Origin of the sequence: Enterobacter sp. BNK-14, from assembly GCF_047456095.1 — a bacterium.
GTDB classification, from domain to species: domain Bacteria; phylum Pseudomonadota; class Gammaproteobacteria; order Enterobacterales; family Enterobacteriaceae; genus Enterobacter; species Enterobacter kobei.
Genome location: NZ_CP179897.1, coordinates 1,389,521 through 1,414,550, shown reverse-complemented (window position 1 = coordinate 1,414,550; position 25,030 = coordinate 1,389,521). Strand labels below are relative to the sequence as shown.

28 protein-coding genes are annotated in these 25,030 nt (G+C 55.5%); 22 read left to right on the top strand and 6 right to left on the bottom strand.

Annotation, left to right across the window (positions count from 1 at the left end; all coding sequences use genetic code 11):
- The first annotated feature begins 3 nt into the window (after positions 1-3).
- From ACMGGM_RS06795 to hisP, 14 genes are all read left to right on the top strand, one after another.
- Positions 4-1,017: an aspartate-semialdehyde dehydrogenase gene (locus tag ACMGGM_RS06795; protein WP_023330985.1), complete on the top strand. Its 1,014-nt coding sequence runs from the start codon at positions 4-6 to the stop codon at positions 1,015-1,017.
- A complete protein-coding gene (gene truA / locus ACMGGM_RS06790) occupies positions 1,017-1,829 on the top strand; it encodes a tRNA pseudouridine(38-40) synthase TruA (RefSeq protein WP_014884669.1) in 813 nt (270 codons plus the stop codon). Before ACMGGM_RS06795 ends, truA begins: the two co-directional genes overlap by 1 nt.
- A 28-nt stretch (positions 1,830-1,857) precedes the next feature.
- Complete coding sequence (locus ACMGGM_RS06785) at positions 1,858-2,517, top strand: DedA family protein (RefSeq protein WP_014884668.1); 660 nt, start codon at positions 1,858-1,860, stop codon at positions 2,515-2,517.
- Positions 2,518-2,671: 154 nt separating this feature from the next.
- Positions 2,672-3,577 carry an acetyl-CoA carboxylase, carboxyltransferase subunit beta gene (gene accD, locus ACMGGM_RS06780; RefSeq protein WP_014884667.1) on the top strand — a complete coding sequence of 302 codons (906 nt, stop codon included), beginning with the start codon at positions 2,672-2,674 and terminating at the stop codon, positions 3,575-3,577.
- A gap of 70 nt (positions 3,578-3,647) precedes the next feature.
- Positions 3,648-4,916, top strand: coding sequence for a bifunctional tetrahydrofolate synthase/dihydrofolate synthase (gene folC, locus ACMGGM_RS06775; protein ID WP_063943738.1), 1,269 nt, complete (start codon positions 3,648-3,650; stop codon positions 4,914-4,916).
- Positions 4,906-5,592 carry a cell division protein DedD gene (gene dedD / locus ACMGGM_RS06770; protein WP_023330982.1) on the top strand — a complete coding sequence of 229 codons (687 nt, stop codon included), beginning with the start codon at positions 4,906-4,908 and terminating at the stop codon, positions 5,590-5,592. Before folC ends, dedD begins: the two co-directional genes overlap by 11 nt.
- A gap of 219 nt (positions 5,593-5,811) precedes the next feature.
- Complete coding sequence (gene cvpA / locus ACMGGM_RS06765) at positions 5,812-6,300, top strand: colicin V production protein (RefSeq protein WP_000262116.1); 489 nt, start codon at positions 5,812-5,814, stop codon at positions 6,298-6,300.
- Positions 6,301-6,333: 33 nt separating this feature from the next.
- Positions 6,334-7,851: an amidophosphoribosyltransferase gene (purF, locus tag ACMGGM_RS06760; RefSeq protein ID WP_014884664.1), complete on the top strand. Its 1,518-nt coding sequence runs from the start codon at positions 6,334-6,336 to the stop codon at positions 7,849-7,851.
- An 89-nt stretch (positions 7,852-7,940) separates the two neighbouring features.
- A complete protein-coding gene (locus tag ACMGGM_RS06755; RefSeq protein ID WP_014884663.1) occupies positions 7,941-8,510 on the top strand; it encodes a UbiX family flavin prenyltransferase in 570 nt (189 codons plus the stop codon).
- A gap of 290 nt (positions 8,511-8,800) precedes the next feature.
- A complete protein-coding gene (argT, locus tag ACMGGM_RS06750; protein WP_045269239.1) occupies positions 8,801-9,583 on the top strand; it encodes a lysine/arginine/ornithine ABC transporter substrate-binding protein ArgT in 783 nt (260 codons plus the stop codon).
- 226 nt (positions 9,584-9,809) lie between these two features.
- Positions 9,810-10,592, top strand: coding sequence for a histidine ABC transporter substrate-binding protein HisJ (gene hisJ, locus ACMGGM_RS06745; protein ID WP_008502592.1), 783 nt, complete (start codon positions 9,810-9,812; stop codon positions 10,590-10,592).
- A gap of 88 nt (positions 10,593-10,680) precedes the next feature.
- Entirely contained in the window at positions 10,681-11,367 is a 687-nt protein-coding gene (locus ACMGGM_RS06740) for a histidine ABC transporter permease HisQ (protein WP_014884661.1), read from the top strand.
- A complete protein-coding gene (locus ACMGGM_RS06735) occupies positions 11,364-12,080 on the top strand; it encodes an ABC transporter permease (RefSeq protein ID WP_008502590.1) in 717 nt (238 codons plus the stop codon). The genes ACMGGM_RS06740 and ACMGGM_RS06735 overlap by 4 nt, the downstream gene beginning before the upstream one ends.
- 8 nt (positions 12,081-12,088) lie before the next feature.
- Entirely contained in the window at positions 12,089-12,862 is a 774-nt protein-coding gene (gene hisP / locus ACMGGM_RS06730; RefSeq protein ID WP_014884660.1) for a histidine ABC transporter ATP-binding protein HisP, read from the top strand.
- Between the two features lie 122 nt (positions 12,863-12,984).
- Here the strand turns inward: hisP and ACMGGM_RS06725 are convergent, their stop codons facing one another.
- The 4 genes from ACMGGM_RS06725 to yfcG form a co-directional block, all read right to left on the bottom strand.
- A complete protein-coding gene (locus ACMGGM_RS06725) occupies positions 12,985-13,494 on the bottom strand; it encodes a GNAT family N-acetyltransferase (protein ID WP_023330979.1) in 510 nt (169 codons plus the stop codon).
- Between the two features lie 44 nt (positions 13,495-13,538).
- Entirely contained in the window at positions 13,539-14,432 is an 894-nt protein-coding gene (locus tag ACMGGM_RS06720; RefSeq protein WP_023330978.1) for a TIGR01777 family oxidoreductase, read from the bottom strand.
- Positions 14,433-14,445: 13 nt separating this feature from the next.
- Positions 14,446-14,814: a dihydroneopterin triphosphate 2'-epimerase gene (gene folX, locus ACMGGM_RS06715; protein ID WP_023330977.1), complete on the bottom strand. Its 369-nt coding sequence runs from the start codon at positions 14,812-14,814 to the stop codon at positions 14,446-14,448.
- Positions 14,815-14,889: 75 nt separating this feature from the next.
- Positions 14,890-15,519 carry a GSH-dependent disulfide bond oxidoreductase gene (yfcG, locus tag ACMGGM_RS06710; protein ID WP_014884653.1) on the bottom strand — a complete coding sequence of 210 codons (630 nt, stop codon included), beginning with the start codon at positions 15,517-15,519 and terminating at the stop codon, positions 14,890-14,892.
- Between the two features lie 141 nt (positions 15,520-15,660).
- Between yfcG and yfcF the strand changes: the two genes are divergently transcribed.
- From yfcF to yfcD, 3 genes are read left to right on the top strand one after another with little or no spacing between them, the layout of a single operon-like run.
- Positions 15,661-16,305 carry a glutathione transferase gene (gene yfcF, locus ACMGGM_RS06705; RefSeq protein ID WP_048997211.1) on the top strand — a complete coding sequence of 215 codons (645 nt, stop codon included), beginning with the start codon at positions 15,661-15,663 and terminating at the stop codon, positions 16,303-16,305.
- A gap of 56 nt (positions 16,306-16,361) precedes the next feature.
- Positions 16,362-16,913 (top strand): phosphodiesterase, encoded by a 552-nt coding sequence (gene yfcE, locus ACMGGM_RS06700; RefSeq protein ID WP_014884651.1) that lies wholly within the window; start codon positions 16,362-16,364, stop codon positions 16,911-16,913.
- Positions 16,914-16,968: 55 nt separating this feature from the next.
- Positions 16,969-17,535, top strand: coding sequence for an NUDIX hydrolase YfcD (yfcD, locus tag ACMGGM_RS06695; protein WP_006811396.1), 567 nt, complete (start codon positions 16,969-16,971; stop codon positions 17,533-17,535).
- Positions 17,536-17,538: 3 nt separating this feature from the next.
- Here the strand turns inward: yfcD and ACMGGM_RS06690 are convergent, their stop codons facing one another.
- Entirely contained in the window at positions 17,539-18,558 is a 1,020-nt protein-coding gene (locus tag ACMGGM_RS06690) for a LacI family DNA-binding transcriptional regulator (RefSeq protein ID WP_014884650.1), read from the bottom strand.
- 233 nt (positions 18,559-18,791) lie between these two features.
- Between ACMGGM_RS06690 and ACMGGM_RS06685 the strand changes: the two genes are divergently transcribed.
- From ACMGGM_RS06685 to ACMGGM_RS06665, 5 genes are all read left to right on the top strand, one after another.
- A complete protein-coding gene (locus ACMGGM_RS06685; RefSeq protein ID WP_047344843.1) occupies positions 18,792-19,235 on the top strand; it encodes a PTS sugar transporter subunit IIA in 444 nt (147 codons plus the stop codon).
- Between the two features lie 79 nt (positions 19,236-19,314).
- Positions 19,315-19,587 carry a PTS sugar transporter subunit IIB gene (locus ACMGGM_RS06680; RefSeq protein ID WP_014884648.1) on the top strand — a complete coding sequence of 91 codons (273 nt, stop codon included), beginning with the start codon at positions 19,315-19,317 and terminating at the stop codon, positions 19,585-19,587.
- Positions 19,588-19,608: 21 nt separating this feature from the next.
- A complete protein-coding gene (locus ACMGGM_RS06675) occupies positions 19,609-21,000 on the top strand; it encodes a PTS ascorbate transporter subunit IIC (protein WP_014884647.1) in 1,392 nt (463 codons plus the stop codon).
- Positions 20,997-21,827, top strand: a complete 831-nt coding sequence (locus ACMGGM_RS06670) for a transketolase (RefSeq protein ID WP_063614220.1) — start codon at positions 20,997-20,999, stop codon at positions 21,825-21,827. The genes ACMGGM_RS06675 and ACMGGM_RS06670 overlap by 4 nt, the downstream gene beginning before the upstream one ends.
- Complete coding sequence (locus ACMGGM_RS06665; RefSeq protein ID WP_014884645.1) at positions 21,820-22,773, top strand: transketolase family protein; 954 nt, start codon at positions 21,820-21,822, stop codon at positions 22,771-22,773. The genes ACMGGM_RS06670 and ACMGGM_RS06665 overlap by 8 nt, the downstream gene beginning before the upstream one ends.
- A gap of 114 nt (positions 22,774-22,887) precedes the next feature.
- On the opposite strand, the gene pta is transcribed toward ACMGGM_RS06665, so the two are convergent.
- Positions 22,888-25,029 carry a phosphate acetyltransferase gene (gene pta / locus ACMGGM_RS06660; RefSeq protein ID WP_014884644.1) on the bottom strand — a complete coding sequence of 714 codons (2,142 nt, stop codon included), beginning with the start codon at positions 25,027-25,029 and terminating at the stop codon, positions 22,888-22,890.
- Position 25,030 lies beyond the last annotated feature (1 nt).

Below are 25,030 nucleotides of genomic sequence, written 5' to 3'. Positions count from 1 at the left end.
ACCATGTCTGAAGGCTGGAACATTGCCATTTTAGGTGCCACCGGTGCCGTGGGCGAAGCCCTGCTCGAAACCCTTGCTGAGCGTCAGTTCCCGGTGGGCGATATCTATGCGCTGGCGCGTACCGATAGCGCGGGTGAGCATCTGCGCTTTAACGGTAAATCCGTCATGGTCCAGGATGCGGCTGCGTTTGACTGGACCCAGGCGCAGCTGGCATTTTTCGCCGCAGGTGCTGAAGCCACGGCGTCTTACATCGAAGAGGCGACCAATTCAGGTTGCCTGGTGATCGACCTGAGCGGTCTGTTCGCCATGGAGCCGGACGTGCCGCTGGTGGTGCCGGATGTCAACCCGTATGTCCTGGCTGACTACCGTAACCGTAATATCATCGCGGTACCGAACAGTCTGACCAGCCAGCTGCTGACCGCGCTGAAACCGCTGATTGACGACGGTGGCCTGTCGCGTATCACCGTCACCAGCCTGCTGTCTGCCTCCGCAAATGGCAAAAAGGCCGTCGATGCGCTGGCCGGGCAGAGCGCGAAGCTGCTGAACGGTATCCCGATTGATGAGGATGATTTCTTCGGTCGCCAGCTGGCGTTCAACATGCTGCCACTGCTGCCGGATCGTGAAGGTTCCGTGCGCGAAGAGCGCCGTATCGTAGATGAAGCGCGCAAAATTCTGCAGGATGAGGGGCTGATGATCTCCGCAAACGTCGTGCAGTCGCCGGTATTCTACGGTCACGCGCAGATGGTAGGTTTTGAAGCCCTGCGCCCGCTGGCGGCGGAAGAAGCGCGCGATGCGTTTGGCCGCGGTGAAGATATCGTACTTTCCGAAGAGAGCGAGTTTCCGACGCAGGTGGGTGACGCCACCGGTAGCGCCCATCTTTCAGTCGGTTGCGTGCGGAACGATTACGGTATGCCGGAGCAGGTTCAGTTCTGGTCCGTTGCGGACAACGTTCGTTTTGGCGGCGCGCTGATGGCGGTCAAAATTGCTGAGAAACTGGTGCAGGAGTACCTGTACTGATGTCAGAAGTGGAACAAAAGCCGGTTCATAAAATTGCCCTCGGTATCGAGTACGATGGCAGTAAATATTATGGCTGGCAGCGTCAGAATGAGGTGCGTAGCGTCCAGGAAAAGCTGGAGAAAGCGCTCTCTCAGGTGGCAAACGAGCCGATTAACGTTCTGTGCGCAGGCCGTACGGATGCGGGTGTTCACGGTACCGGGCAGGTGGTCCACTTTGAAACCACTGCCGTGCGCAAAGATGCCGCCTGGACGCTGGGTGTAAATGCGAATTTACCTGGTGACATTGCGGTGCGTTGGGTGAAAGCTGTGCCGGATGATTTTCACGCGCGCTTCAGCGCGACGGCGCGTCGCTACCGCTATGTCATCTACAACCAGCGTCTTCGTCCGGCGGTGCTAAGCCAGGGCGTAACGCATTTTTATGAACCGCTCGATGCTGAACGCATGCATCGTGCGGCGCAGTGTCTGATTGGTGAAAATGACTTTACGTCGTTTCGTGCGGTGCAATGTCAGTCCCGTACGCCGTGGCGTAACGTTATGCACATAAACGTCAGCCGTTTTGGCGCGTATGTGGTGGTGGATATCAAAGCCAATGCCTTTGTACATCATATGGTGCGGAATATTGTAGGCAGCCTGATGGAAGTGGGTGCCGGACACCAGCCGGAGAGCTGGATTGCAGACCTGCTGGCAGCGAAGGACAGAACGCTTGCGGCAGCCACGGCGAAAGCAGAAGGACTGTATCTGGTTGCGGTAGACTATCCGGATCGGTTTGACCTGCCAAAACCGCCAATGGGCCCGCTGTTTTTAGCGGACTAAACAACGGTGCAATTAAGGCTTAGACAATATGGACGTAATACGTTTTCTGATTGATTTCATTCTGCATATTGATGTTCACCTGGCGGAACTGGTCGCGCAGTATGGCGTCTGGGTTTATGCCATCCTGTTCCTCATTCTGTTCTGTGAAACCGGTCTGGTCGTTACCCCCTTCCTGCCGGGGGACTCCCTGCTGTTTGTTGCGGGTGCGTTATCGGCCCTACCGACCAATGATTTGAACGTGCATCTGATGGTGGTGTTGATGGTGATTGCCGCAATTATCGGGGATGCCGTCAACTATACCATTGGCCGGGTGTTCGGTGAGCGCTTGTTCAGCAATCCTGATTCGAAAATTTTCCGTCGCAGCTATTTAGATAAAACCCATGCGTTTTATGAACGTCATGGCGGAAAAACCATTATCCTTGCGCGTTTTGTGCCTATTGTGCGCACATTTGCACCGTTTGTGGCGGGAATGGGGCATATGTCCTATCGTCATTTTGCGATGTATAACGTCGTTGGCGCGCTGCTGTGGGTGCTGTTGTTTACCTATGCAGGCTACCTGTTTGGCGACTTGCCGGTGGTTCAGGAAAACCTTAAGTTACTGATTGTAGCGATTATTGTGCTTTCCGTACTGCCTGGCGTTATCGAGATTATTCGTCACAAACGCGCGGCGGCAAAGCAAGCGAAGTAAATGCACGCTGGCGGTTCGACCACTTTTTTATCCAAAGTTTCGGGCTGTTATGTTTTAATGTGCAACATTCATGGTCTGTTGGAGGCAAAAATGGCATTATTCGCCTCTTATAGCAAAACTGGCATACGACCAGGTTCAGGCAGAAAGGTTATCAATGAGCTGGATTGAACGAATTAAAAGCAACATTACCCCAACGCGCAAAGCGAGCATTCCTGAAGGGGTATGGACTAAGTGTGATAGCTGCGGTCAGGTTCTGTACCGTGCAGAGCTGGAACGCAATCTTGAAGTGTGTCCGAAGTGTGACCACCATATGCGTATGTCGGCGCGTAACCGCCTGCATAGCCTGCTGGACGAAGGTTCACTGGTAGAACTGGGCAGCGAGCTTGAGCCAAAAGATGTGCTGAAGTTCCGCGATTCCAAAAAATACAAAGATCGTCTGGCCTCTGCACAGAAAGAGACTGGCGAGAAAGACGCGCTGATCGTCATGAAAGGCACCCTACATGAAATGCCGGTTGTCGCCGCGGCGTTTGAGTTCTCCTTTATGGGTGGCTCAATGGGCTCTGTCGTGGGCGCACGTTTTGTGCGTGCCGTTGAGCAAGCGCTGGAAGATAACTGCCCGCTGATCTGCTTCTCTGCCTCTGGCGGAGCACGTATGCAGGAAGCGCTGATGTCTCTGATGCAGATGGCGAAAACCTCTGCGGCGCTGGCGAAAATGCAGGAACGCGGTCTGCCTTACATTTCCGTGCTGACCGACCCAACCATGGGTGGCGTCTCTGCAAGCTTCGCGATGCTGGGCGATCTGAACATTGCTGAGCCAAAAGCACTGATCGGTTTCGCTGGTCCTCGCGTCATTGAGCAAACCGTTCGTGAAAAACTGCCCCCGGGCTTCCAGCGCAGTGAGTTCCTCATTGAGAAAGGCGCCATCGATATGATCGTCCGCCGTCCGGAAATGCGCCTGAAACTGGCAAGCGTTCTGGCGAAGCTGATGAATCTGCCCGCGCCAAACCCGGATGAGCCGCGCGAAGGCGTGGTGGTACCGGATCAGGAACCCGAGGCCTGATAACTGAAAAGGGCAGGGCCAGATGGCGCTGCCCTTTTGCTTTATAACCTGCTAATGACAACCGGGCATCATGGAAAATAAAAGCATTCCTCAAGCCACGTCGCCCCTGGCCGCGTGGCTTTCTTATCTGGAAAACCTGCACAGTAAAACCATTGATATGGGGCTTGAGCGCGTAAGCCAGGTTGCCGCGCGTCTGGGCGTGCTGAAACCTGCGCCTTTCGTTTTCACCGTCGCAGGCACCAACGGTAAAGGCACTACCTGCCGTACGCTGGAATCCGTCCTGATGGCGGCGGGTTACAAGGTAGGCGTTTACAGCTCACCACACCTGGTACGTTACACTGAGCGGGTTCGCGTGCAGAACAGCGAGCTGCCGGAATCGGCGCATACGGCGTCGTTCGCGGAAATCGAAGCCGCGCGAGGTGATATCTCGTTAACCTATTTCGAGTACGGCACGCTTTCGGCATTGTGGCTGTTCAAACAGGCGCAGCTGGATGTGGTGATTCTGGAAGTGGGTCTTGGCGGGCGGCTTGATGCCACCAATATGGTGGATGCGGACGTGGCGGTGGTCACCAGTATCGCGCTGGACCATATCGACTGGCTGGGGCCGGATCGTGAAAGCATTGGTCGCGAGAAGGCCGGTATTTTCCGGGCGAATAAACCCGCCGTGGTCGGTGAGCCGGATATGCCGCACACTATTGCTGACGTGGCCCAGGAGAAGGGCGCTCTGTTGCTGCGCCGTGGCGTTGACTGGCAATATGAGGTTCAGGATAACGGCTGGCGTTTTAGCGATGCGCAGGGAGTGCTGGACAACCTGCCGCTGCCGCAGGTGCCACAGCCTAACGCGGCAACCGCGCTGGCGGCATTGCGCGCCAGCGGATTAGCGGTCAGCGATCAGGCGATCCGCGACGGCATTCAGAATGCGCTGCTGCCGGGACGTTTTCAGATAGTGAGTGAGTCACCGCGCCTGATCCTGGACGTGGCGCACAACCCACACGCAGCGGCGTACCTCGCAGGACGTCTCAAATCGTTACCAAAAACCGGGCGCGTGCTGGCGGTTATCGGTATGCTTCATGATAAAGATATCGGTGGCACGCTGGCCTGCATGGAGAGTGTGGTCGATAGCTGGTATTGTGCTCCTCTTGAGGGGCCGCGTGGTGCGACGGCCGAGCAGTTGATGGAACATCTCGGCAAAGGCGCAATCTATAGTAGCGTGGCTCAGGCCTGGCATGCCGCGATGGCGGATGCTAAACCAGAAGATACCGTGCTGGTGTGTGGCTCTTTCCACACGGTGGCACATGTCATGGAAGTGATGGACGCGGGGAGAACCGGTGGCGAGTAAGTTTCAGAACCGTTTAACAGGAACCATTGTGCTGGTCGCGCTCGGGGTGATTATTCTTCCCGGGCTGCTCGACGGGCAGAAAAAGCATTATCAGGACGAGTTTGCAGCCATTCCGCTGGTGCCGAAACCGGGCGACCGTGATGAACCGGATATGCTGCCTGCGGCGACACAGGCGCTGCCTGCCCAGCCGCCGGAAGGGGCGGCTGAAGAAGTTCGCGCGGGCGATGCCGCTGCGCCGTCGCTCGACCCGTCGCGTCTGGCGGCGAATAACAACATCGAGATTGATCCGGTACCGGTAGAGAAGCCGAAGCCTGTTGAAAAACCGAAGCCGGTAGAGAAACCGCAGCCGAAGCCAACGCGTGATAAAGCGGCAGAGCAACTGGCTGCAGCGTCAGAAACCCCTCCGCCAGCGAAGCAAGACGCAGCCCCGACCGGCAAAGCCTATGTTGTGCAACTGGGCGCGTTGAAAAACGCCGATAAAGTTAACGAGGTCGTGGGTAAACTGCGCAGCGCGGGCTATCGTGTTTACACTTCACCTTCCACGCCGGTGCAGGGTAAAATTACCCGTATCCTTGTGGGGCCGGAAGCGTCTAAAGATAAGCTGAAAGGCTCGCTGGGTGAACTGAAGCAGATCTCCGGTCTGAGCGGTGTGGTGATGAACTATAGCGCGAACTGATAAGATCTCCCCCTCCCCCTAACCCTCGCCCCTCAAGGGAGAGGGCCGGGGTGAGGGGGAGAAGACGTCCGCAGAGAAGTCAAAAGGACCGTGGCGTTGATTATTTTTTCAGCGCCTTTTTTATTTACGCGCGGGAAGGAAATCCCTACGCAAACGTTTTCTTTTTCTGTTAGAATTCGCCCCGAACTGGATGACAGGGCGTTAAATCGTGGGACACATATGGTCTGGATTGATTACGCCATCATTGCGGTGATTGGTTTTTCCTGTCTGGTTAGCCTGATCCGTGGCTTTGTTCGTGAAGCGTTATCGCTGGTGACTTGGGGTTGTGCTTTCTTTGTTGCCAGTCATTACTACACTTACCTGTCTGTCTGGTTCACGGGCTTTGAAGATGAACTGGTCCGAAATGGAATCGCCATCGCGGTGCTGTTTATCGCGACGCTGATTGTTGGTGCTATCGTCAATTACGTGATAGGTCAGCTGGTCGAGAAAACCGGTCTGTCAGGAACGGACAGGGTACTCGGGATCTGTTTCGGGGCGTTGCGAGGTGTGCTGATTGTGGCCGCCATCCTGTTCTTCCTGGATACCTTCACCGGGTTCTCCAAAAGTGAAGACTGGCAGAAATCGCAGCTCATTCCTGAGTTCAGCTTCATCATCAGATGGTTCTTTGACTATCTGCAAAGCTCGTCGAGTTTTTTGCCCAGGGCATAAACCCTGAGATGTGGCTTAACGAGGAAAAGACGAATGTGCGGTATTGTCGGTATCGCCGGTTTCATGCCGGTAAACCAGTCGATTTATGACGCGTTAACGGTGCTTCAGCACCGTGGGCAGGATGCTGCGGGTATCATCACCATTGATGCAAACAACTGCTTCCGTTTACGTAAGGCGAATGGCCTGGTAAACGATGTGTTTGAAGCCCGCCATATGCAGCGTCTGCAAGGTAATATGGGGATCGGTCACGTTCGTTATCCTACTGCTGGCAGTTCCAGCGCCTCTGAGGCACAGCCTTTCTACGTCAACTCACCGTATGGCATCACCCTTGCCCATAACGGCAACCTGACCAACGCCCATGAGCTGCGTAAAAAGCTGTTCGAAGAGAAACGTCGCCACATTAACACCACCTCTGATTCTGAAATCCTGCTCAACGTGTTCGCCAGCGAGCTGGATAACTTCCGTCACTACCCGCTGGAAGCAGACAATATCTTTGCTGCCATTGCTGCGACCAACCGCCAGATCCGCGGTGCATACGCCTGCGTGGCGATGATTATCGGTCACGGTATGGTTGCCTTCCGCGATCCAAACGGCATTCGTCCGCTGGTGCTGGGCAAGCGCGACCTTGGCGATGGCCGTACCGAATATATGGTTGCCTCTGAGAGCGTGGCGCTGGATACCCTGGGCTTCGAATTCCTGCGTGACGTTGCGCCGGGCGAAGCGGTGTATATCACCGAGAAGGGCCAGCTGTTTACCCGTCAGTGTGCCGACAACCCGGTCAGCAACCCGTGCCTGTTTGAATACGTCTATTTCGCCCGCCCGGACTCCTTCATCGACAAGATTTCCGTCTACAGCGCGCGCGTAAATATGGGCACGAAGCTCGGCGAGAAGATTGCTCGCGAATGGGACGATCTCGACATCGACGTGGTTATTCCTATCCCGGAAACCTCCTGCGATATCGCTCTGGAAATTGCCCGTATTCTGGATAAACCTTACCGTCAGGGCTTCGTAAAGAACCGCTACGTTGGCCGCACCTTCATCATGCCGGGCCAGCACCTGCGCCGTAAGTCTGTACGTCGTAAACTGAACGCCAACCGCGCCGAATTCCGTGATAAGAACGTTCTGCTGGTGGATGACTCCATCGTGCGTGGTACCACCTCTGAGCAGATTATCGAGATGGCGCGCGAAGCGGGGGCGAAGAAAGTGTATCTGGCGTCTGCCGCACCGGAAATTCGCTTCCCGAACGTGTACGGCATCGATATGCCAACCGCCAATGAGCTGATTGCCCACGGTCGCGAAGTGGACGAAATTCGTCAGATTATCGGCGCCGATGGCCTGATTTTCCAGGATCTGAACGATCTTATCGACGCGGTGCGCGCCGAGAACCCGGAGATTCAGCAGTTCGAATGCTCCGTGTTTAACGGCGTCTATGTGACGAAAGACGTCGACCAGCAGTACCTTGACTATCTTGATTCGCTGCGCAACGACGATGCGAAAGCCGTTCAGCTGCAAAACGATCTCGAAAGTTTAGAGATGCACAACGAAGGTTGATCTCTCTGCAGGTGAGGGCGCTCGCCCTCACTTGCAACTCCCCGCGAAATCCTGCACAGTCTGCCCTGAAATCAGTTAGGGCGAAAATCATGAAACGACTCATTGTTGGGCTCAGCGGTGCCAGTGGCGCCATTTACGGCGTACGTCTGCTGCAGGTTTTGCGCGACGTAGCGGAAGTCGAAACCCATCTGGTGATGAGCCAGGCGGCGCGACAAACCCTCTCCCTTGAAACCGATCTCTCCCTGCGTGATGTTCAGGCACTGGCCGACGTCGTTCACGACGCGCGCGATATCGCCGCCAGCATCTCCTCAGGCTCGTTTAAAACCGCTGGCATGGTGATCCTGCCCTGTTCAATTAAAACGCTCTCCGGCATTGTGAACAGCTATACCGACACGCTGGTAACGCGCGCGGCGGATGTCGTGCTGAAGGAACGTCGCCCGCTGGTGCTTTGCGTGCGGGAAACGCCGCTACATCTGGGGCATTTGCGCCTGATGACCCAGGCCGCCGAGCTGGGCGCCGTGATCATGCCGCCGGTACCGGCGTTTTATCATCGCCCGCAGTCGCTGGATGATGTGATCAACCAGACCGTCAACCGCGTGCTGGATCAGTTTGATATCGACCTGCCGGAAGATCTCTTCACCCGCTGGCAGGGAGCCTGATTCTGTGCACACATGCTGTGCATGAAAAGAGACGTTGCCCTGTTTCAGGGCAATTATGCAACGGCGATCATATCCTCGACATTTAATTCGTTTTTTCCCTTTTTCTCTCTCCGGTTCGTTCGGCAGACCTGCTATCTTTCACCATTAAGGCAATATCGCAACGTTTTATTAACATATTTAACGTCGAAGTTTTGACCAGACGGCAATGTGGCATAAGACCTGCAAGAGAAGCCTGCAACACAACACACAACACAATACATAATAAAATCACGGTACTTGAGGGTAAATGTATGAAGAAGACGGTTCTGGCTCTGTCTTTGCTGGTGGGGTTAAGTGCGGCGGCAGGTAGCTATGCAGCGCTTCCACAGACGGTTCGTATCGGTACAGACGCAACCTACGCGCCATTCTCTTCCAAGGATGCGAAAGGCGATTTCGTGGGGTTTGATATCGATCTGGGAAATGAAATGTGCAAACGCATGCAGGTGAAATGCACATGGGTGGGCAGCGACTTTGACGCATTAATTCCGTCGCTGAAAGCCAAGAAAATCGATGCCATTATCTCTTCTCTCTCTATCACCGAAAAGCGTCAGCAGGAGATTGCCTTCTCTGACAAGCTCTACGCCGCTGATTCACGTCTGATTGCCGCTAAAGGCTCCCCGATCCAGCCGACCATCGACTCGCTGAAAGGCAAGCATGTTGGCGTGCTCCAGGGGTCAACGCAGGAAGGTTATGCCAATGCCAACTGGCGCGAGAAGGGTGTTGACGTGGTTGCCTATCAGAATCAGGATCTGATTTACTCTGACCTGTCGGCGGGCCGTCTGGATGCCGCATTCCAGGATGAAGTCGCCGCGAGCGAAGGCTTCCTGAAGCAGCCAGCCGGGAAAGACTACGCTTTTGCAGGCCCGTCCGTGAAAGACAAAAAATACTTTGGTGACGGCACCGGTATTGGCCTGCGTAAGGATGATACCGAGCTGAAAGCCGCCTTTGACAAAGCGTTTAAAGAGCTGCGTAAAGACGGTACTTACGACAAACTGGCGAAGAAATACTTCGACTTCAACGTCTACGGTGACTGAGACCTGACGGTGATGCACTGAAAAGAGGCATCAGGCGAAGGGGTGATCCAGTATGGTGCGTTAAATGCACTATATTGGATCGCTTTGTGCATACTTACGCATTTATAATGCAAAATATCCCGGCCCGAAGGCATTAATCTTTGCCTGAAGGTGGGGATTAATGGCACATTAGCACCACCCCGTCGTCGTAAAAATCCCGTATGAAGACAGTTTGTTGAGGACAAATATGAAAAAACTCGTGTTGTCACTATCTCTGGTGCTGGCCTTTTCCAGCGCCACCGCGGCATTCGCAGCCATTCCGCAGAAAATCCGTATTGGTACCGATCCAACCTATGCGCCGTTTGAGTCGAAGAATTCAAAGGGTGAACTGGTGGGTTTTGACATCGATCTGGCCAATGAGCTGTGCAAACGCATCAAAGCGCAATGTACCTACGTTGAGAACCCGCTGGACGCGCTGATCCCATCCCTGAAAGCAAAAAAAATCGACGTAATTATGTCCTCGCTCTCCATCACTGAAAAACGCCAGCAGGAGATTGCCTTCACCGACAAACTCTACGCGGCCGATTCACGTCTGGTGGTGGCGAAGTCTTCTGATATTCAGCCAACGCTTGAGTCGCTGAAGGGCAAACGCGTGGGCGTGCTGCAGGGCACCACCCAGGAAACCTACGGTAACGAGCACTGGGCGCCGAAGGGGATCGAAATTGTCTCCTATCAGGGCCAGGAAAATATTTACGCAGACCTGACGGCCGGCCGTATTGATGCGGCATTCCAGGATGAAGTCGCGGCAAGCGAAGGCTTCCTGAAAACGCCGGTGGGCAAAGATTACAAGTTCGGCGGTCCGTCCATTAAGGATGTGAAGTTGTTCGGTGTGGGTACCGGTATGGGCCTGCGCAAAGAAGACAACGAACTGCGTGAAGCGCTGAACAAAGCGTTTGCGGAAATGCGCGCTGACGGTACCTATGACAAGCTGGCGAAAAAGTACTTTGATTTCAATGTGTACGGCGGCTAATCGCTCCGTCAAATAACGTGCGGCCCCTCCCGATGCGGGAGGGGAAAAGACACGGTTTCACCACTCACGATACGACAGGGCTCGCGGTATGCTGTACGGATTTTCTGGCGTCATTTTACAGGGCGCGCTTGTCACCCTTGAGCTGGCTATCAGCTCCGTGGTGCTGGCGGTGCTGATAGGTCTGGCGGGCGCAGGGGCGAAGCTTTCGGCTAACAAACCGCTGGCGCTCATTTTTGAAGGCTATACCACGCTCATTCGCGGCGTACCCGATCTGGTGCTGATGCTGCTCATCTTTTATGGTCTGCAGATTGCGTTAAACAGCGTAACGGATGCGATGGGACTGGGACAAATTGATATCGACCCGATGGTGGCCGGTATTATTACCCTCGGTTTTATCTACGGTGCCTACTTCACCGAAACCTTCCGCGGTGCTTATATGGCCGTGCCGAAAGGTCACATTGAGGCGGCAACCGCATTTGGTTTTACCTCTTCACAAACGTTTCGCCGGATCATGTTCCCGGCCATGATGCGCTATGCGCTGCCGGGCATTGGTAACAACTGGCAGGTTATCCTCAAAGCGACGGCGCTGGTCTCTTTGCTCGGTCTGGAAGATGTGGTCAAAGCCACTCAGCTGGCGGGTAAAAGCACCTGGGAGCCCTTCTACTTTGCGGTGGTCTGTGGCGTGATCTATCTGGTCTTTACGACCGTCTCCAATGGTGTGCTGCTTCTGCTTGAGCGTCGCTACTCCGTGGGTGTGAAGAGGGCTGACCTGTGATTGAGATTATTCAGGAATACTGGAAATCCCTGCTGTGGACGGATGGCTATCGCTTTACCGGCGTGGCGATCACGCTGTGGCTGCTGATTTCGTCCGTGGTGATGGGCGGCATTCTGGCGGTGTTTCTCGCCATTGGCCGCGTGTCGAACAATAAATTTATTCAGTTCCCCATCTGGCTGTTTACCTACGTCTTTCGCGGTACGCCGCTGTACGTGCAACTGCTGGTCTTCTATTCAGGCATGTACACGCTGGAAATCGTAAAAGGCACGGAAATGCTGAATGCGTTCTTCCGTAGCGGCCTGAACTGTACGGTGCTGGCGTTGACGCTCAACACCTGTGCCTATACCACCGAGATCTTCGCCGGGGCTATTCGTTCCGTGCCTTATGGCGAGATTGAAGCGGCGCGGGCGTATGGCTTTTCGTCGGTAAAACTTTACCGCTGCATTATTCTGCCATCGGCGCTGCGTATTGCGCTGCCTGCGTACAGCAACGAAGTGATTCTGATGCTGCACTCCACTGCGCTTGCCTTTACCGCGACGGTGCCGGATCTGCTCAAAATCGCGCGCGATATTAACTCCGCGACCTATCAGCCGTTTACCGCGTTTGGCATTGCGGCGGTGCTCTATTTAATTATCTCTTATGTCTTGATTAGCCTGTTCCGCAAGGCTGAAAAACGCTGGTTGCAGCATATAAAACCTTCTTCGACGCACTGAGAAAGATGATGGCTGAGAACAAATTAAACGTTATTGATTTGCACAAACGCTACGGCGAACATGAAGTGCTGAAAGGGGTGTCGCTGCAGGCGAATGCAGGCGACGTAATCAGTATCATCGGCTCATCCGGCTCGGGTAAAAGTACCTTCCTGCGCTGCATTAACTTCCTCGAAAAACCGAGTGAAGGCTCGATTGTGGTGAGCGGGCAGAATATTAATCTGATACGCGATAAAGACGGCCAGCTGAAGGTGGCGGATAAGAATCAGCTGCGTCTGCTGCGCACGCGTCTGACCATGGTGTTCCAGCACTTCAACCTCTGGAGCCACATGACGGTGCTGGAGAACGTGATGGAAGCGCCGATTCAGGTGCTGGGCCTGAGCAAACAGGAAGCCCGCGAGCGCGCGGTGAAATACCTGGCGAAAGTGGGTATCGACGAGCGTCAGCAGATGAAATACCCGGTGCACCTCTCCGGCGGTCAGCAGCAACGTGTCTCCATCGCCCGCGCGCTGGCGATGGAACCCGAAGTGCTGCTGTTCGATGAACCGACTTCAGCGCTGGATCCTGAACTCGTTGGCGAAGTGCTGCGCATCATGCAGAAGCTGGCCGAAGAGGGCAAAACGATGGTGGTGGTGACGCACGAGATGGGCTTTGCCCGTAACGTTTCTAACCACGTCATCTTCCTGCATCAGGGCAAAATTGAAGAGCAGGGCCATCCGGACGACGTCTTAGCGAATCCGCAAAGCCCGCGTCTGCAGCAGTTCCTGAAAGGCTCCCTGAAATAACGGGGGTTTTCCCTCTCCCCGTGGGAGAGGGTTGGGATGAGGGCATCAGACCGCAGTACAGCCCAATCGCCCGGTGGCGCTTCGCTTACCGGGCCTACAAAAACCGCAGTGCCGCCCGGCATTCAGACCGCACCACACTCCAGCCGATAGACCCAGTCGTCATACCGCACCCCATTAATTTCATATGCCTTTTCCAGTACCTGCGTACGCACAAACCCGGCTTTCTCCAGCACGCGCACCGACCCGCCGTTATCCGCCAGCACAAACGCGTTAATGGCCTTCACGCCGGTCTGGTTAAAGGCGTAATCACACACCGCGCGCAGCGCCTCGCTGGCAATACCTTTCCCCTGCGCAGCAGGCACAACCGTATAGCCGATATCTGCCTCTTCATGATTCGCCGGGCTGATTTGCAGGCCAATATCGCCAAGCGGGGTCTCCTCATCCCGAAAACGGATCACGAAAACATGCTCGGCCATCAGGCGCGCGGCAAACACGCGTCGGGTCTCTTTTTCCGGCGCGATGGCGGACATATAGCGCATGATGTCGCGGTTTTCACGCAGCGAGCGGAAGAAGGCCCAGTCGGTGGGTTCGAAAGGGGTGAGATGAAGCCGGGGAGTGGTGATGGTTGCCATTGTTACGCCATTTCATCGGAACATGGCGTACAACTGTAACATATTCACCGCACCACATCCCCCAGCGCCTCTTCTAAGTCATACCAGCGGAACGCGAACCCCGCCGCTTCCAGCCGTTTGGGTAGCGCCCGTTGTCCGCCTAATACCAGCACGGACGCTTCACCCATCATCAGGCGAATCACCGTGGCAGGTACGCGCAATATCGCCGGGCGATGCAGGGCGTGCCCCAGAGCGTGAGCAAACTGTTCATTACGCACGGGATATGGCGCGACCATATTAAACGGTCCGCGCAGGTCGTTATCCAGCAGCCAGAGAATGCCGTTGACCATATCGTCGATATGGATCCACGCCAGATACTGACGGCCGTTGCCAATCGGTCCACCGAGTCCCAGCTTAAAAGGCGGGAGCATTTTGCCCAAAATACCGCCGTTCGGCGCCAGTACCACACCGGTACGCAGCAGGCAGACGCGGGTACGATCGCTTTGCGCCGCACAGGCGATGCGTTCCCACTGGGCACAGAGTTTATGGGTAAATTCGTTGTGGGGCGGCTCTTCCTCGGTCACCACCACTTCGCCAAGATCGCCGTAATAGCCCGTCGCTGAGCCCGAAATCAGCACCGACGGCGGCGTGTGGCTGTTGCGAATCAGCTCAACCAGCTTCTCGGTGATGTTCCAGCGGCTGCTGCAGAGCCGCTGTTTCTGCTCTTCGGTCCAGCGCTTATCGGCAATGGGTTCACCCGCGAGGTTGATGACGGCATCAAAGCCGTCCAGATTCTGCTGCTCAGCCAGCCCTTTCCAGATGTCGACGCCTGCGCCCAGCACCTGACGCGCTTTTTCCGGGCTGCGCGTCACCACGGTGATGTCATGATGCAGCGCCTGAAGACGCGCAATGAGATGGCGACCAATCAGACCCGTACCGCCGGTCAGCAAAATCTTCATACAACCTCCAGGTTTATCCCTGGCGTCGCCAGCTTAACGTCATAGAGACGGAGTCGGCGTAGCGCAGGGCGTGAAGTTTATCGATCTCTACTTCAGCATAAGTGACCCAGTGATGATCGCGTGCGATATCGAGCACATCCTGAGTTAATTTCTCCAGCAGAGAGAAGCGGTTGTTCTCCACGTACTGAATGATGTTTTTGGTTATCGTGCGATAGTTCAGCGCGTCATTGATGTCTTCGCTGGCCCGCGCTTTGTCGGCGGGATAGTGAATAACCACATTAATGACAATATCCTGACGGTTGGCAATCTCTTCCTCTTTGATACCGATGAAGGTACGCAAGCGTAAATTTTTTATACGAATAATAGCGTCTGGCTGTGACATTGCAGGTCTTCTCCGTGTCAGTAATTGCCGCCCATAATACATGAGAGGCTTGCAGGCACACAGCCTCCTATAAGGTTAAATCTGCTGGATTTTTTGCAGTGCGCGTTCGGTGGCCGGGCGGGTACGGATACGTTCAAACCAGTTGTTCACCGCCGGGTAGGACGCGAGATCAATCCGGTGTTTTTCATGGGTATTCACCCACGGCCAGCAGGCGATATCGGCAATGCTGTAATGATCTCCCCCAAGCCACGGCGTTTTTTCCAGCCGCTGGTTTAGCACGCCATACAAACGTTGCGTCTCCACCTGATAGCGTTCTATCGCATAAGGGATGGGCTGCGGGGCGTAAGCGGTAAAATGGTGATTCTGTCCCAGCATGGGCCCAAGTCCGCTCGCCTGCCAGAAGAGCCATTGCAAGGTATGGTGACGTTCACGCAGCTCCCCGCTCAGGAGTTTGCCGGTTTTCTCCGCCAGATAGAGCAAAATTTCGCCGGATTCAAACAGGCTCAACGGTCTTCCTCCGTCGGCCGGCTGATTATCAATAATGGCCGGAATTTTATTGTTCGGCGAGATAGCCAGAAAGAGAGGACTGAACTGTTCACCTTTGCTGATATCCACGCGAATGATTCTGTAATCCAGTTCGGCTTCTTCGAGAAAGAGGGTGATCTTATGGCCGTTTGGGGTAGGGGCGTAATAAAGGTCAATCATTCTCAACTCCTGTCCATGCGAATAGTAGTGCCACGACAACTGAGTATAGGTAATTGTTGTAAATCGTGAGTTTTCATCAAGTGACAGCGGGGCAAAGAGATTATATGTTGAGTAAAAAACCGATCAGCCGATGAGGATGTTATGAACCAGCCCCTAATCACGTTGTGGTCCGATGCGAATTTCTTTTCCCCCTATGTCATGAGCGTGTACGTTGCGCTGGCTGAAAAAGGGCTTACTTTTACGCTGAAGACCGTTGATCTCGACGGCGGGGAACATCTCAAACCGCAGTGGCAGGGTTACGATCTCACCCGACGCGTACCGGTGCTGGAGGTTGACGGCTTTGCGCTGAGCGAATCATCAGCGATCGATGAATACCTGGAAGATCGTTTTGCGCCGCCCGAGTGGGAACGGATCTATCCTCACGATCTGCAAAAACGCGCCCGTGCGCGGCAGATCCAGGCGTGGCTACGTAGCGACCTGGTGCCGATTCGTGTAGAGCGCTCGACAGATGTCGTGTTTGCCGGGGTGAAAAAGCCAGCTTTGAGCGCGGAAGGCACGCACAGCGCCCAAAAACTGATTGAAACGGCCACGACGCTTCTCGCGCATGGCAATCCGAACCTGTTTGGTGAATGGTGCATTGCCGATACCGACCTGGCGCTGATGCTGAACCGCCTGATCCTCAACGGCGATGAAGTCCCTCAGCTGCTGGTGGATTATGCAGCGTTCCAGTGGCAGCGCGCCTCTGTGCAGCGCTATGTGGCACTCTCCGCTAAGCGCGCGGGCTGATAAGCCCTGACGCTTCAGGTATGATAAGGGCAGTGAGTTTTCCGAGGGAGAGACGAATGAAATTGATGTTTGCGTCGGATATCCATGGATCGCTGCCCGCGACCGAGCGCGTGCTTTCTCTGTTTGCGCAAAGCGGCGCGCAATGGCTGGTGATTCTGGGGGATGTGTTAAACCATGGCCCGCGCAATGCGCTGCCGGAAGGCTATGCCCCTGCGCAGGTCGCGGAGAAGCTCAATCCGTTTGCCTCGCGCATCATTGCCGTGCGCGGTAACTGCGACAGCGAAGTCGACCAGATGCTACTGCACTTTCCCCTTACCGCTCCGTGGCAACAGGTACTGCTGGAAAACAGCCGCCTGTTCCTGACCCACGGGCACCTTTTCGGCCCGGATAATCTCCCGGCACTCGCGGCTGGCGATGTACTGGTTTACGGTCATACTCATATTCCGGTGGCTGAAAAACGCGGTGAAATTTATCACGTTAACCCGGGGTCGGTCAGCATACCCAAAGGCGGATATCCTGCGAGCTATGGCATGCTGGATGGAAATACCCTGAGCGTAATCGCACTTAATGATCAGCAAGTTATTGCGCAGGTAGCGATTAATCCGTAAGTTACACCTCAACTGCAAACGCGCCGAAAGAGCGCTTAGACGAGAAGGTTTCCCGATGGTGGAGCAGAATCATTTGGCAAGTACTGAATGGGTTGACATTGTCAGCGAAGAAAATGAAGTGATCGCGCAGGCCAGCCGCGAACAAATGCGTGCAGAGCGTCTGCGTCACCGTGCAACCTACATTGTTGTGCATGACGGCATGGGCAAGATTCTGGTTCAGCGTCGCACGGACACGAAAGATTTTCTGCCAGGTATGCTGGATGCCACAGCGGGTGGTGTCGTGCAGGCCGATGAAGTGCTGCTGGATTCCGCGCGTCGTGAAGCGGAAGAAGAGTTAGGGATTGCCGGTGTGCCATTTGCTGAACACGGGCAGTTCTATTTCGAAGACGAACATTGCCGCGTCTGGGGCGGACTGTTTAGCTGCGTTTCCCACGGGCCTTTCGCCCTGCAGGAAGAAGAAGTGAGCGAAGTCTGCTGGATGACGCCGGAAGAGATTACCGCGCGTTGCGACGAGTTCACGCCGGATTCGTTAAAAGCACTGGCGCTGTGGATGACCCGCAACGCCAAAAACGAATCCGCTAAGCCGGAAAATAAAGCGGAAAAAGAGGAAGAGGCTGAATAAGCCTTAACAGCTTTCCCGCAGACACAGGCTGGACGCGATGGGTTTATGGTCGCGCCAGTCTCCATCATTCAGACGTTCCAGTAACGCTTTCCCGGCCTCAATCCCAATCTTTCGATGCGGTACCGCCATGGTCGTCAGCGGCGGCTGACAGACGCGGCTGACGTCGCTATCCCCAAAGCCCACGACGGCAAGATCGTCCGGCACTTTGATGCGCCGACGCTGACACTCATACAGCGCACCGCAGGCCAGTTCGTCTGAAACGCATACCAGCGCATCCAGCTCCGGCCACGCCAGCAGAAACTCAGGCAGCTGCGCCGCACCGGTCGAGAAACTCGGCGGCATGGCGGCGTTAATTACCCGGTTCGGCGACAGATGATGGCGCAGCATCGCTTTGTACCAGCCCTGTAAATGCTGTTGAAAAATCCACTGTTCCTGGTTGGCGCACAGCAGGCCGATATTCTGGTAGCCGCGCTTAATAACCATTTCTGTTAGCTCATACATGGCCGCCACGTTATCAATCCCGATATTCATATCAATCGGGTCGGCGCGCATAGCACCCATCTCCATCACCGGGATGGAGGCATTTTTCAGCCAGTGGCGAACGGTGTCGGTATGCTCCACGCTGAGCAGGATCGCGGCGGCAATATTTGACGCCAGCAGCGTTTCCAGCAGCTTTTCCTCTTGTTCAAGACGATGCTGAGACTCGGCCAGCATGATCTGGTATCCGGCAGGCTGAAGCACCTGCTGTAGCCCGGCAAACATCTCTGAACACCCAGCTTCGGAAAGATTAGGAACAACCATTGCGATCGTCCATGACGACGCCGATGCCAGTGCGCTGGCGGCGAGATTGGGCATATAACCCAGTTCCTGCACCGCAGCTTCAATTTTTTCACGCAGTTTATCGGAAACCTGTTCCGGCGTGCGGAGCGCACGGGAGACGGTCATCGTGCCAACTCCGGCAAGCTGTGCGACATCCGCGAGCGTGACTTTTCCGGTACTGCGCCGTTTTCGGGTTAAAGACATACACCTTCCTGCTGACCAGACGCGTTCTTATTTCCTTCACTCCAGGTGACAGGCAGTATACGCCTTAAATCCCTTTTTTTGCTGTGATTTCACACGATGATAGCATTTTGATAGCGCTATCACACTTCTGCATGTTAATCGTTGGTAGCGCTATCTTTGTGACCGGGATCGCAGTCAAGGATTGATGGGTTGAATAAAGTTTGCTCATCTTTGGCGTGACGACGGAGTGAAAAGTGCTCAAAAAGTGGATATATGATACAACCATCACGCTTCAGGAGAGCGTTGTAAGCTGGCCTCAGGCGCTGGAGATATGCGCGAAACCGTTACTGGAGCTGCAGGTGATTGAACCGGAATACGTGACGGCAATCATTCAGCAGCACCATGCTTTAGGACCGTATTATGTGCTGGCACCAGGGCTGGCCATGCCGCATGCGCGGCCGGAAGAAGGCGCCAAAGGACTGGGGTTGTCATTACTAAAACTAAAACAGGGTGTCTCTTTTGGTGCCGGGGAGTTTGACCCTGTCGATGTCATTATTATGCTCGCGGCACCGGACAAACATAGCCATATCGAGATGATCTCATCGCTGGCAGAGTTATTTTCCAGCGACGAAGATATGGAAAAATTACATCAGGCGAATACCCTGGAGGACATTAAAACCATTATTGACCGCTTCTGATTTAATTCTTTAATCCGATTATTCACAACATTACGCGCCAGCGTGATGGGGCGTGCTCTACTCATAAAAGGGGACAACAATGAAAATCATGGCTATTTGTGGGTCTGGCCTGGGCAGCAGTTTTATGGTCGAAATGAACATTAAAAAGGTGCTCAAAAAGCTGGAAATTGACGCCGAGGTTGAACACTCCGATCTCTCCTCCGCCACGCCGGGCGCGGCTGACCTGTTCGTGATGGCAAAAGATATTGCCGCCAGCGCCAGCGTACCGGAAAGCCAACTGGTGGTGATCAATAACATCATTGATATCAACGAACTTGAAGCGCAACTGCGCGCCTGGTTCGAAAGACAATAATCCTGATAAGGCGAGGTGGATATGTTTATCCTTGAAACGCTGAATTTCGTTGTTGATATTTTAAAAGTCCCTTCGGTGTTGGTCGGATTAATTGCCTTGATCGGTCTGGTTGCGCAGAAAAAAGCGTTTTCAGATGTGGTGAAGGGAACCATTAAAACGATTCTTGGTTTTATTGTGCTGGGCGGTGGCGCCACGGTGCTGGTGGGGTCATTAAATCCATTGGGGGGTATGTTCGAGCACGCCTTTAATATTCAGGGCATCATTCCCAATAATGAAGCGATTGTTTCGATTGCGCTGGAAAAATACGGTGCCTCTACCGCGCTGATTATGGCGTTTGGGATGGTGGCGAATATTATCGTCGCGCGCTTTACCCGTCTGAAGTACATCTTCCTGACCGGGCACCACACGTTTTACATGGCGTGCATGATTGGCGTAATTCTCACCGTGGCGGGCTTTGAGGGGGTAGGGCTGGTCTTTACCGGATCGCTGATCCTCGGCCTGATTATGGCTTTCTTCCCGGCCATTGCGCAGCGTTACATGAAGCGCATCACCGGTAACGATGAGATCGCCTTCGGCCACTTCGGCACCCTGGGCTACGTGCTGTCCGGCTGGATTGGCAGCAAGGTCGGCAAAGGCTCTCGTTCAACCGAAGAGATGAACCTGCCGAAGAACCTGAGCTTCCTGCGCGACAGTTCGATCTCTATCTCCCTGACGATGATGATTATCTACCTGATCATGGCGGTGAGCGCCGGGCGGGAGTACGTCGAAGCCACCTTCAGCGGCGGTCAGAACTACCTGGTTTACGCCATTATCATGGCGATCACCTTCGCGGCGGGCGTTTTCATCATCCTGCAGGGCGTGCGCCTGATTCTGGCGGAAATCGTCCCGGCCTTTACCGGCTTCTCTGAAAAACTGGTGCCGAACGCACGCCCCGCGCTGGACTGCCCGGTGGTCTACCCGTATGCGCCAAATGCCGTGCTGATTGGCTTCCTGTTCAGCTTCCTCGGGGGAATTGTCGGGTTGTTCATCTGCGGGCAGTTCAGCTGGGTGCTGATCCTCCCGGGCGTCGTGCCGCACTTCTTTACCGGTGCAACGGCGGGCGTGTTCGGTAATGCCACCGGCGGACGTCGCGGGGCAATGATAGGCGCCTTCGCCAATGGTCTGCTGATTACCTTCCTGCCGGTTCTGCTGCTGCCGGTGCTGGGCGCGATTGGCTTTGCTAACACCACCTTCTCGGACGCCGATTTCGGCGCGGTGGGGATTGTGCTCGGTAACCTGGCGCGCTTCCTGTCACCGCTTGCCATCACCGGGCTGGTCGTGGCGCTGTTCGCGCTGCTGGTGGCCTACAACCTGTTTGCGAAAAACAAACCTGCGGGCGGTAACGCGCAGGAAAATACCGGAGCCAAATCATGAATGAGAATGAGATAACCGAGCTGGCGCGCCAGATTCGCCTTGAGACGCTGAAATCGCTGACGCAGCTCGGATTTGGACACTACGGCGGCAGCATGTCGGTGGTCGAAACGCTGGCCGTGCTGTACGGCGCGGTGATGAAAATCGACCCGGCGGATCCGGACTGGCCAGAGCGTGACTACTTTGTCCTGTCGAAAGGCCATGCGGGCCCGGCGCTGTACAGCACGCTGGCGATCAAGGGCTACTTCCCGGTGGAGGAGCTGAGCACCCTGAACCAGAACGGTACGCGCCTGCCGAGCCATCCGGATCGCCTGAAAACGCGCGGCGTGGATGCGACCACCGGTTCGCTGGGGCAGGGGATTTCCATTGCTGGCGGGATGGCGCTATCGCACAAGCTCGCGGGGCGACCGAATCGGGTTTTCTGCATTGTCGGTGACGGCGAGCTGAACGAGGGACAGTGCTGGGAAGCCTTCCAGTTTATTGCCCACCATCGTCTGAAAAATCTGACGGTATTCGTCGACTGGAACAAACAGCAGCTGGATGGCGAACTGGATGAAATCATTTGCGCGTTTGACCTCGAAGGGAAATTCCGTGCCTTTGGTTTTGACGTGGTGACCGTGAAGGGAGACGACATTCCGGCGCTGCTGGACGTGACGTCGCGCGTGCCGGCGAAAGACGCCCGCCCGCAGGTGGTGATCCTCGACAGCATTAAAGGGCAGGGGGTGCCGTATCTCGAACAGCTCAGCAATTCGCACCACCTGCGATTGACCGCGGAGAGCAAAGCGGCCCTCAACGAGACGATTCGCCAACTGGAGGCTTCACATGATTAAGGTTGCACCGGCAGGACAGAAAGACGCCGTTGAGATGCGCAAGGTCTACGCGGGCTTCGTGGCAAAGCAGATTGAGGCCGGAAGCGAGATTATCGCCCTGGAAGCGGACCTGATGAGTTCGATGGCGATGGACGGCGTGGCGCGCGATTATCCGCAGCACGTGATTAACTGCGGCATCATGGAGGCCAACGTGATCGGTACAGCTGCCGGGCTGTCGCTCACCGGTCGCAAACCGTTCGTGCATACGTTCACCGCGTTTGCCAGCCGACGCTGCTTCGACCAGCTGTTTATGTCCCTGGACTATCAGCGTAACAACGTGAAGGTGATAGCCTCGGATGCTGGCGTGACGGCCTGTCACAACGGCGGGACGCATATGTCGTTCGAGGATATGGGCATCGTGCGCGGTCTGGCGCACTCGGTGGTGCTGGAGGTGACCGACGCGGTGATGTTTGACGATGTGCTGCGCCAGCTTATCGATCTGGAAGGCTTCTACTGGGTACGCACCATCCGTAAGCAGGCGCCGAGCGTGTATGCGCCGGGCTCAACCTTCACCATCGGCAAAGGCAACGTGCTGCGTGAGGGAAGCGATATTACGCTTATCGCCAATGGCATTATGGTAGCGGAAGCGCTGGAGGCGGCGCGTCAGCTGGAGCAGGAGGGGGTCAGTGCAGCGGTTATTGATATGTTCACCCTGAAGCCCATCGACCGTATGCTGGTGAAAAACTACGCTGAGAAAACCGGGCGCATCGTGACCTGTGAAAACCACAGCATTCACAACGGTCTTGGCTCGGCGGTGGCGGAAGTGCTGGTGGAAACCTGCCCGGTGCCAATGCGACGCGTGGGGGTGAAAGAGCGTTACGGTCAGGTGGGGACGCAGGACTTCCTGCAGAAGGAGTACGGCCTGACGGCACATGACATCGTGTCGGCGGCGCGAGAGCTGCTGTAATAAAAAAGGCGACCCTTTGTGGTCGCCTTTTTGTTGCCCGGTGGCGCTAGCGCTTACCGGGCCTACGGTCCTGTAGGCCGGATAAGCGAAGCGCCATCCGGCAAGACCTTACAATTACTGCTGCTGCGAAGACTGGATCGCCGTCAGCGCGATGGTATAGACGATATCGTCAACCAGCGCACCACGGGACAGGTCGTTCACAGGTTTGCGCATACCCTGCAGCATTGGCCCGATGGAGATCAGGTCTGCTGAACGCTGTACCGCTTTATAGGTGGTGTTACCGGTGTTCAGATCCGGGAAGATGAACACGGTAGCGCGACCTGCAACCGGAGAGTTCGGCGCTTTGGATTTTGCCACGTCAGCCATCACGGCGGCGTCGTACTGCAGCGGACCGTCGATCATCAGATCCGGACGTTTTTCCTGAGCAATACGGGTCGCTTCACGCACTTTCTCTACGTCGCTACCTGCACCAGAAGTACCGGTGGAGTAGGAGAGCATCGCAACGCGCGGCTCGATGCCGAAGGCAGTCGCGGAATCTGCGGACTGAATAGCGATCTCAGCCAGCTGCTCTGCGGTTGGATCCGGGTTGATCGCGCAGTCGCCGTAAACATAAACCTGTTCAGGCAGCAGCATGAAGAACACGGAGGAGACCAGAGAGCTGCCCGGTGCGGTTTTGATCAGCTGCAGCGGTGGACGGATGGTGTTTGCGGTGGTGTGAACTGCACCGGAAACCAGACCGTCAACTTCGTCCTGCTCCAGCATCAGCGTACCCAGCACCACGTTGTCTTCCAGCTGCTCGCGCGCAACGGCTTCGGTCATGCCCTTGCTCTTACGCAGTTCAACCAGACGGGCAACGTAGCTTTCACGAACCACTTCAGGGTCAACGATTTCGATGCCCGCACCCAGCTCAACGCCCTGAGACGCCGCAACGCGGTTGATCTCATCCGGGTTACCCAGCAGCACACAGGTCGCGATGCCGCGCTCTGCACAGATAGCCGCCGCTTTAACGGTACGTGGCTCGTCACCTTCTGGCAGAACAACGCGTTTGCCCGCTTTACGCGCCAGCTCGGTCAGCTGGTAACGGAATGCAGGAGGAGACAGACGGCGGCTGCGCTCGGAGGTCGCGGTCAGGGATTCGATCCAGTCTGCGTTGATGTAACCTGCAACGTATTCCTGAACTTTCTCGATACGCTCGTGGTCATCAACCGGCACTTCCAGGTTGAAGCTCTGCAGGCTCAGGGAGGTCTGCCAGGTGTTGGTATTCACCATGAAGACCGGCAGGCCAGTGGCAAACGCGCGTTCGCACAGCTTGCTCACGCGTGGGTCCATCTCGTAAGCGCCGGTCAGCAGGATGGCACCGATCTCTACGCCGTTCATCGCCGCCAGACACGCTGCAACCAGCACGTCAGGACGATCGGCAGACGTTACCAGCAGGGAACCTGCGCGGAAGTGTTCCAGCATGTGCGGAATGCTACGCGCACAGAAGGTCACGGACTTCACGCGGCGGGTATTGATATCGCCTTCGTTGACGATGGTCGCGTTCAGGTGACGCGCCATATCGATTGCACGGGTGGCAATCAGATCGAAGCTCCAGGGTACCGCGCCGAGAACAGGCAGCGGGCTGGAATCCTGCAGTTTAGCCGGATCAACTTTGATGACTTTCGCTTTGGAAGAGTCGTCGAAGATCTCAGACAGGTCTGGGCGAGTACGGCCCTGATCGTCAACCGGGGCGTTCAGTTTGTTCACGATCACGCCGGTGATGTTGGTGTTTTTCGTGCCGCCGAAGCTGCTGCGTGTCAGTTCGATACGCTCGTTCAGCTGTTCCGGGGTATCAGTGCCCTGGGACATGACGAAAACGATCTCTGCGTTCAGGGTTTTCGCGATTTCAAAGTTCAGAGACTGAGCAAACTGGTGTTTGCGCGTCGGGACCAGACCTTCAACCAGCACCACTTCTGCGTCCTGCGCATTTGCATGGTAGTTGGCGATGATCTCTTCCATCAAAACGTCTTTTTGGTTGCTGGAGAGCAGCGACTCAACGTGACTCATCTTCAGCGGTTCAGCCGCAGGCAGATTGGAGTTTTTGCGAACGATGGTGGTGGTCTGGTCAGGCGCATCGCCACCGGCACGAGGCTGGGCGATTGGCTTAAAGACGCTCAAACGAACGCCTTTGCGTTCCATAGCACGGATTACGCCAAGGCTGACGCTGGTCAGGCCGACGCTGGTTCCGGTAGGGATCAGCATAATAGTACGGGACACG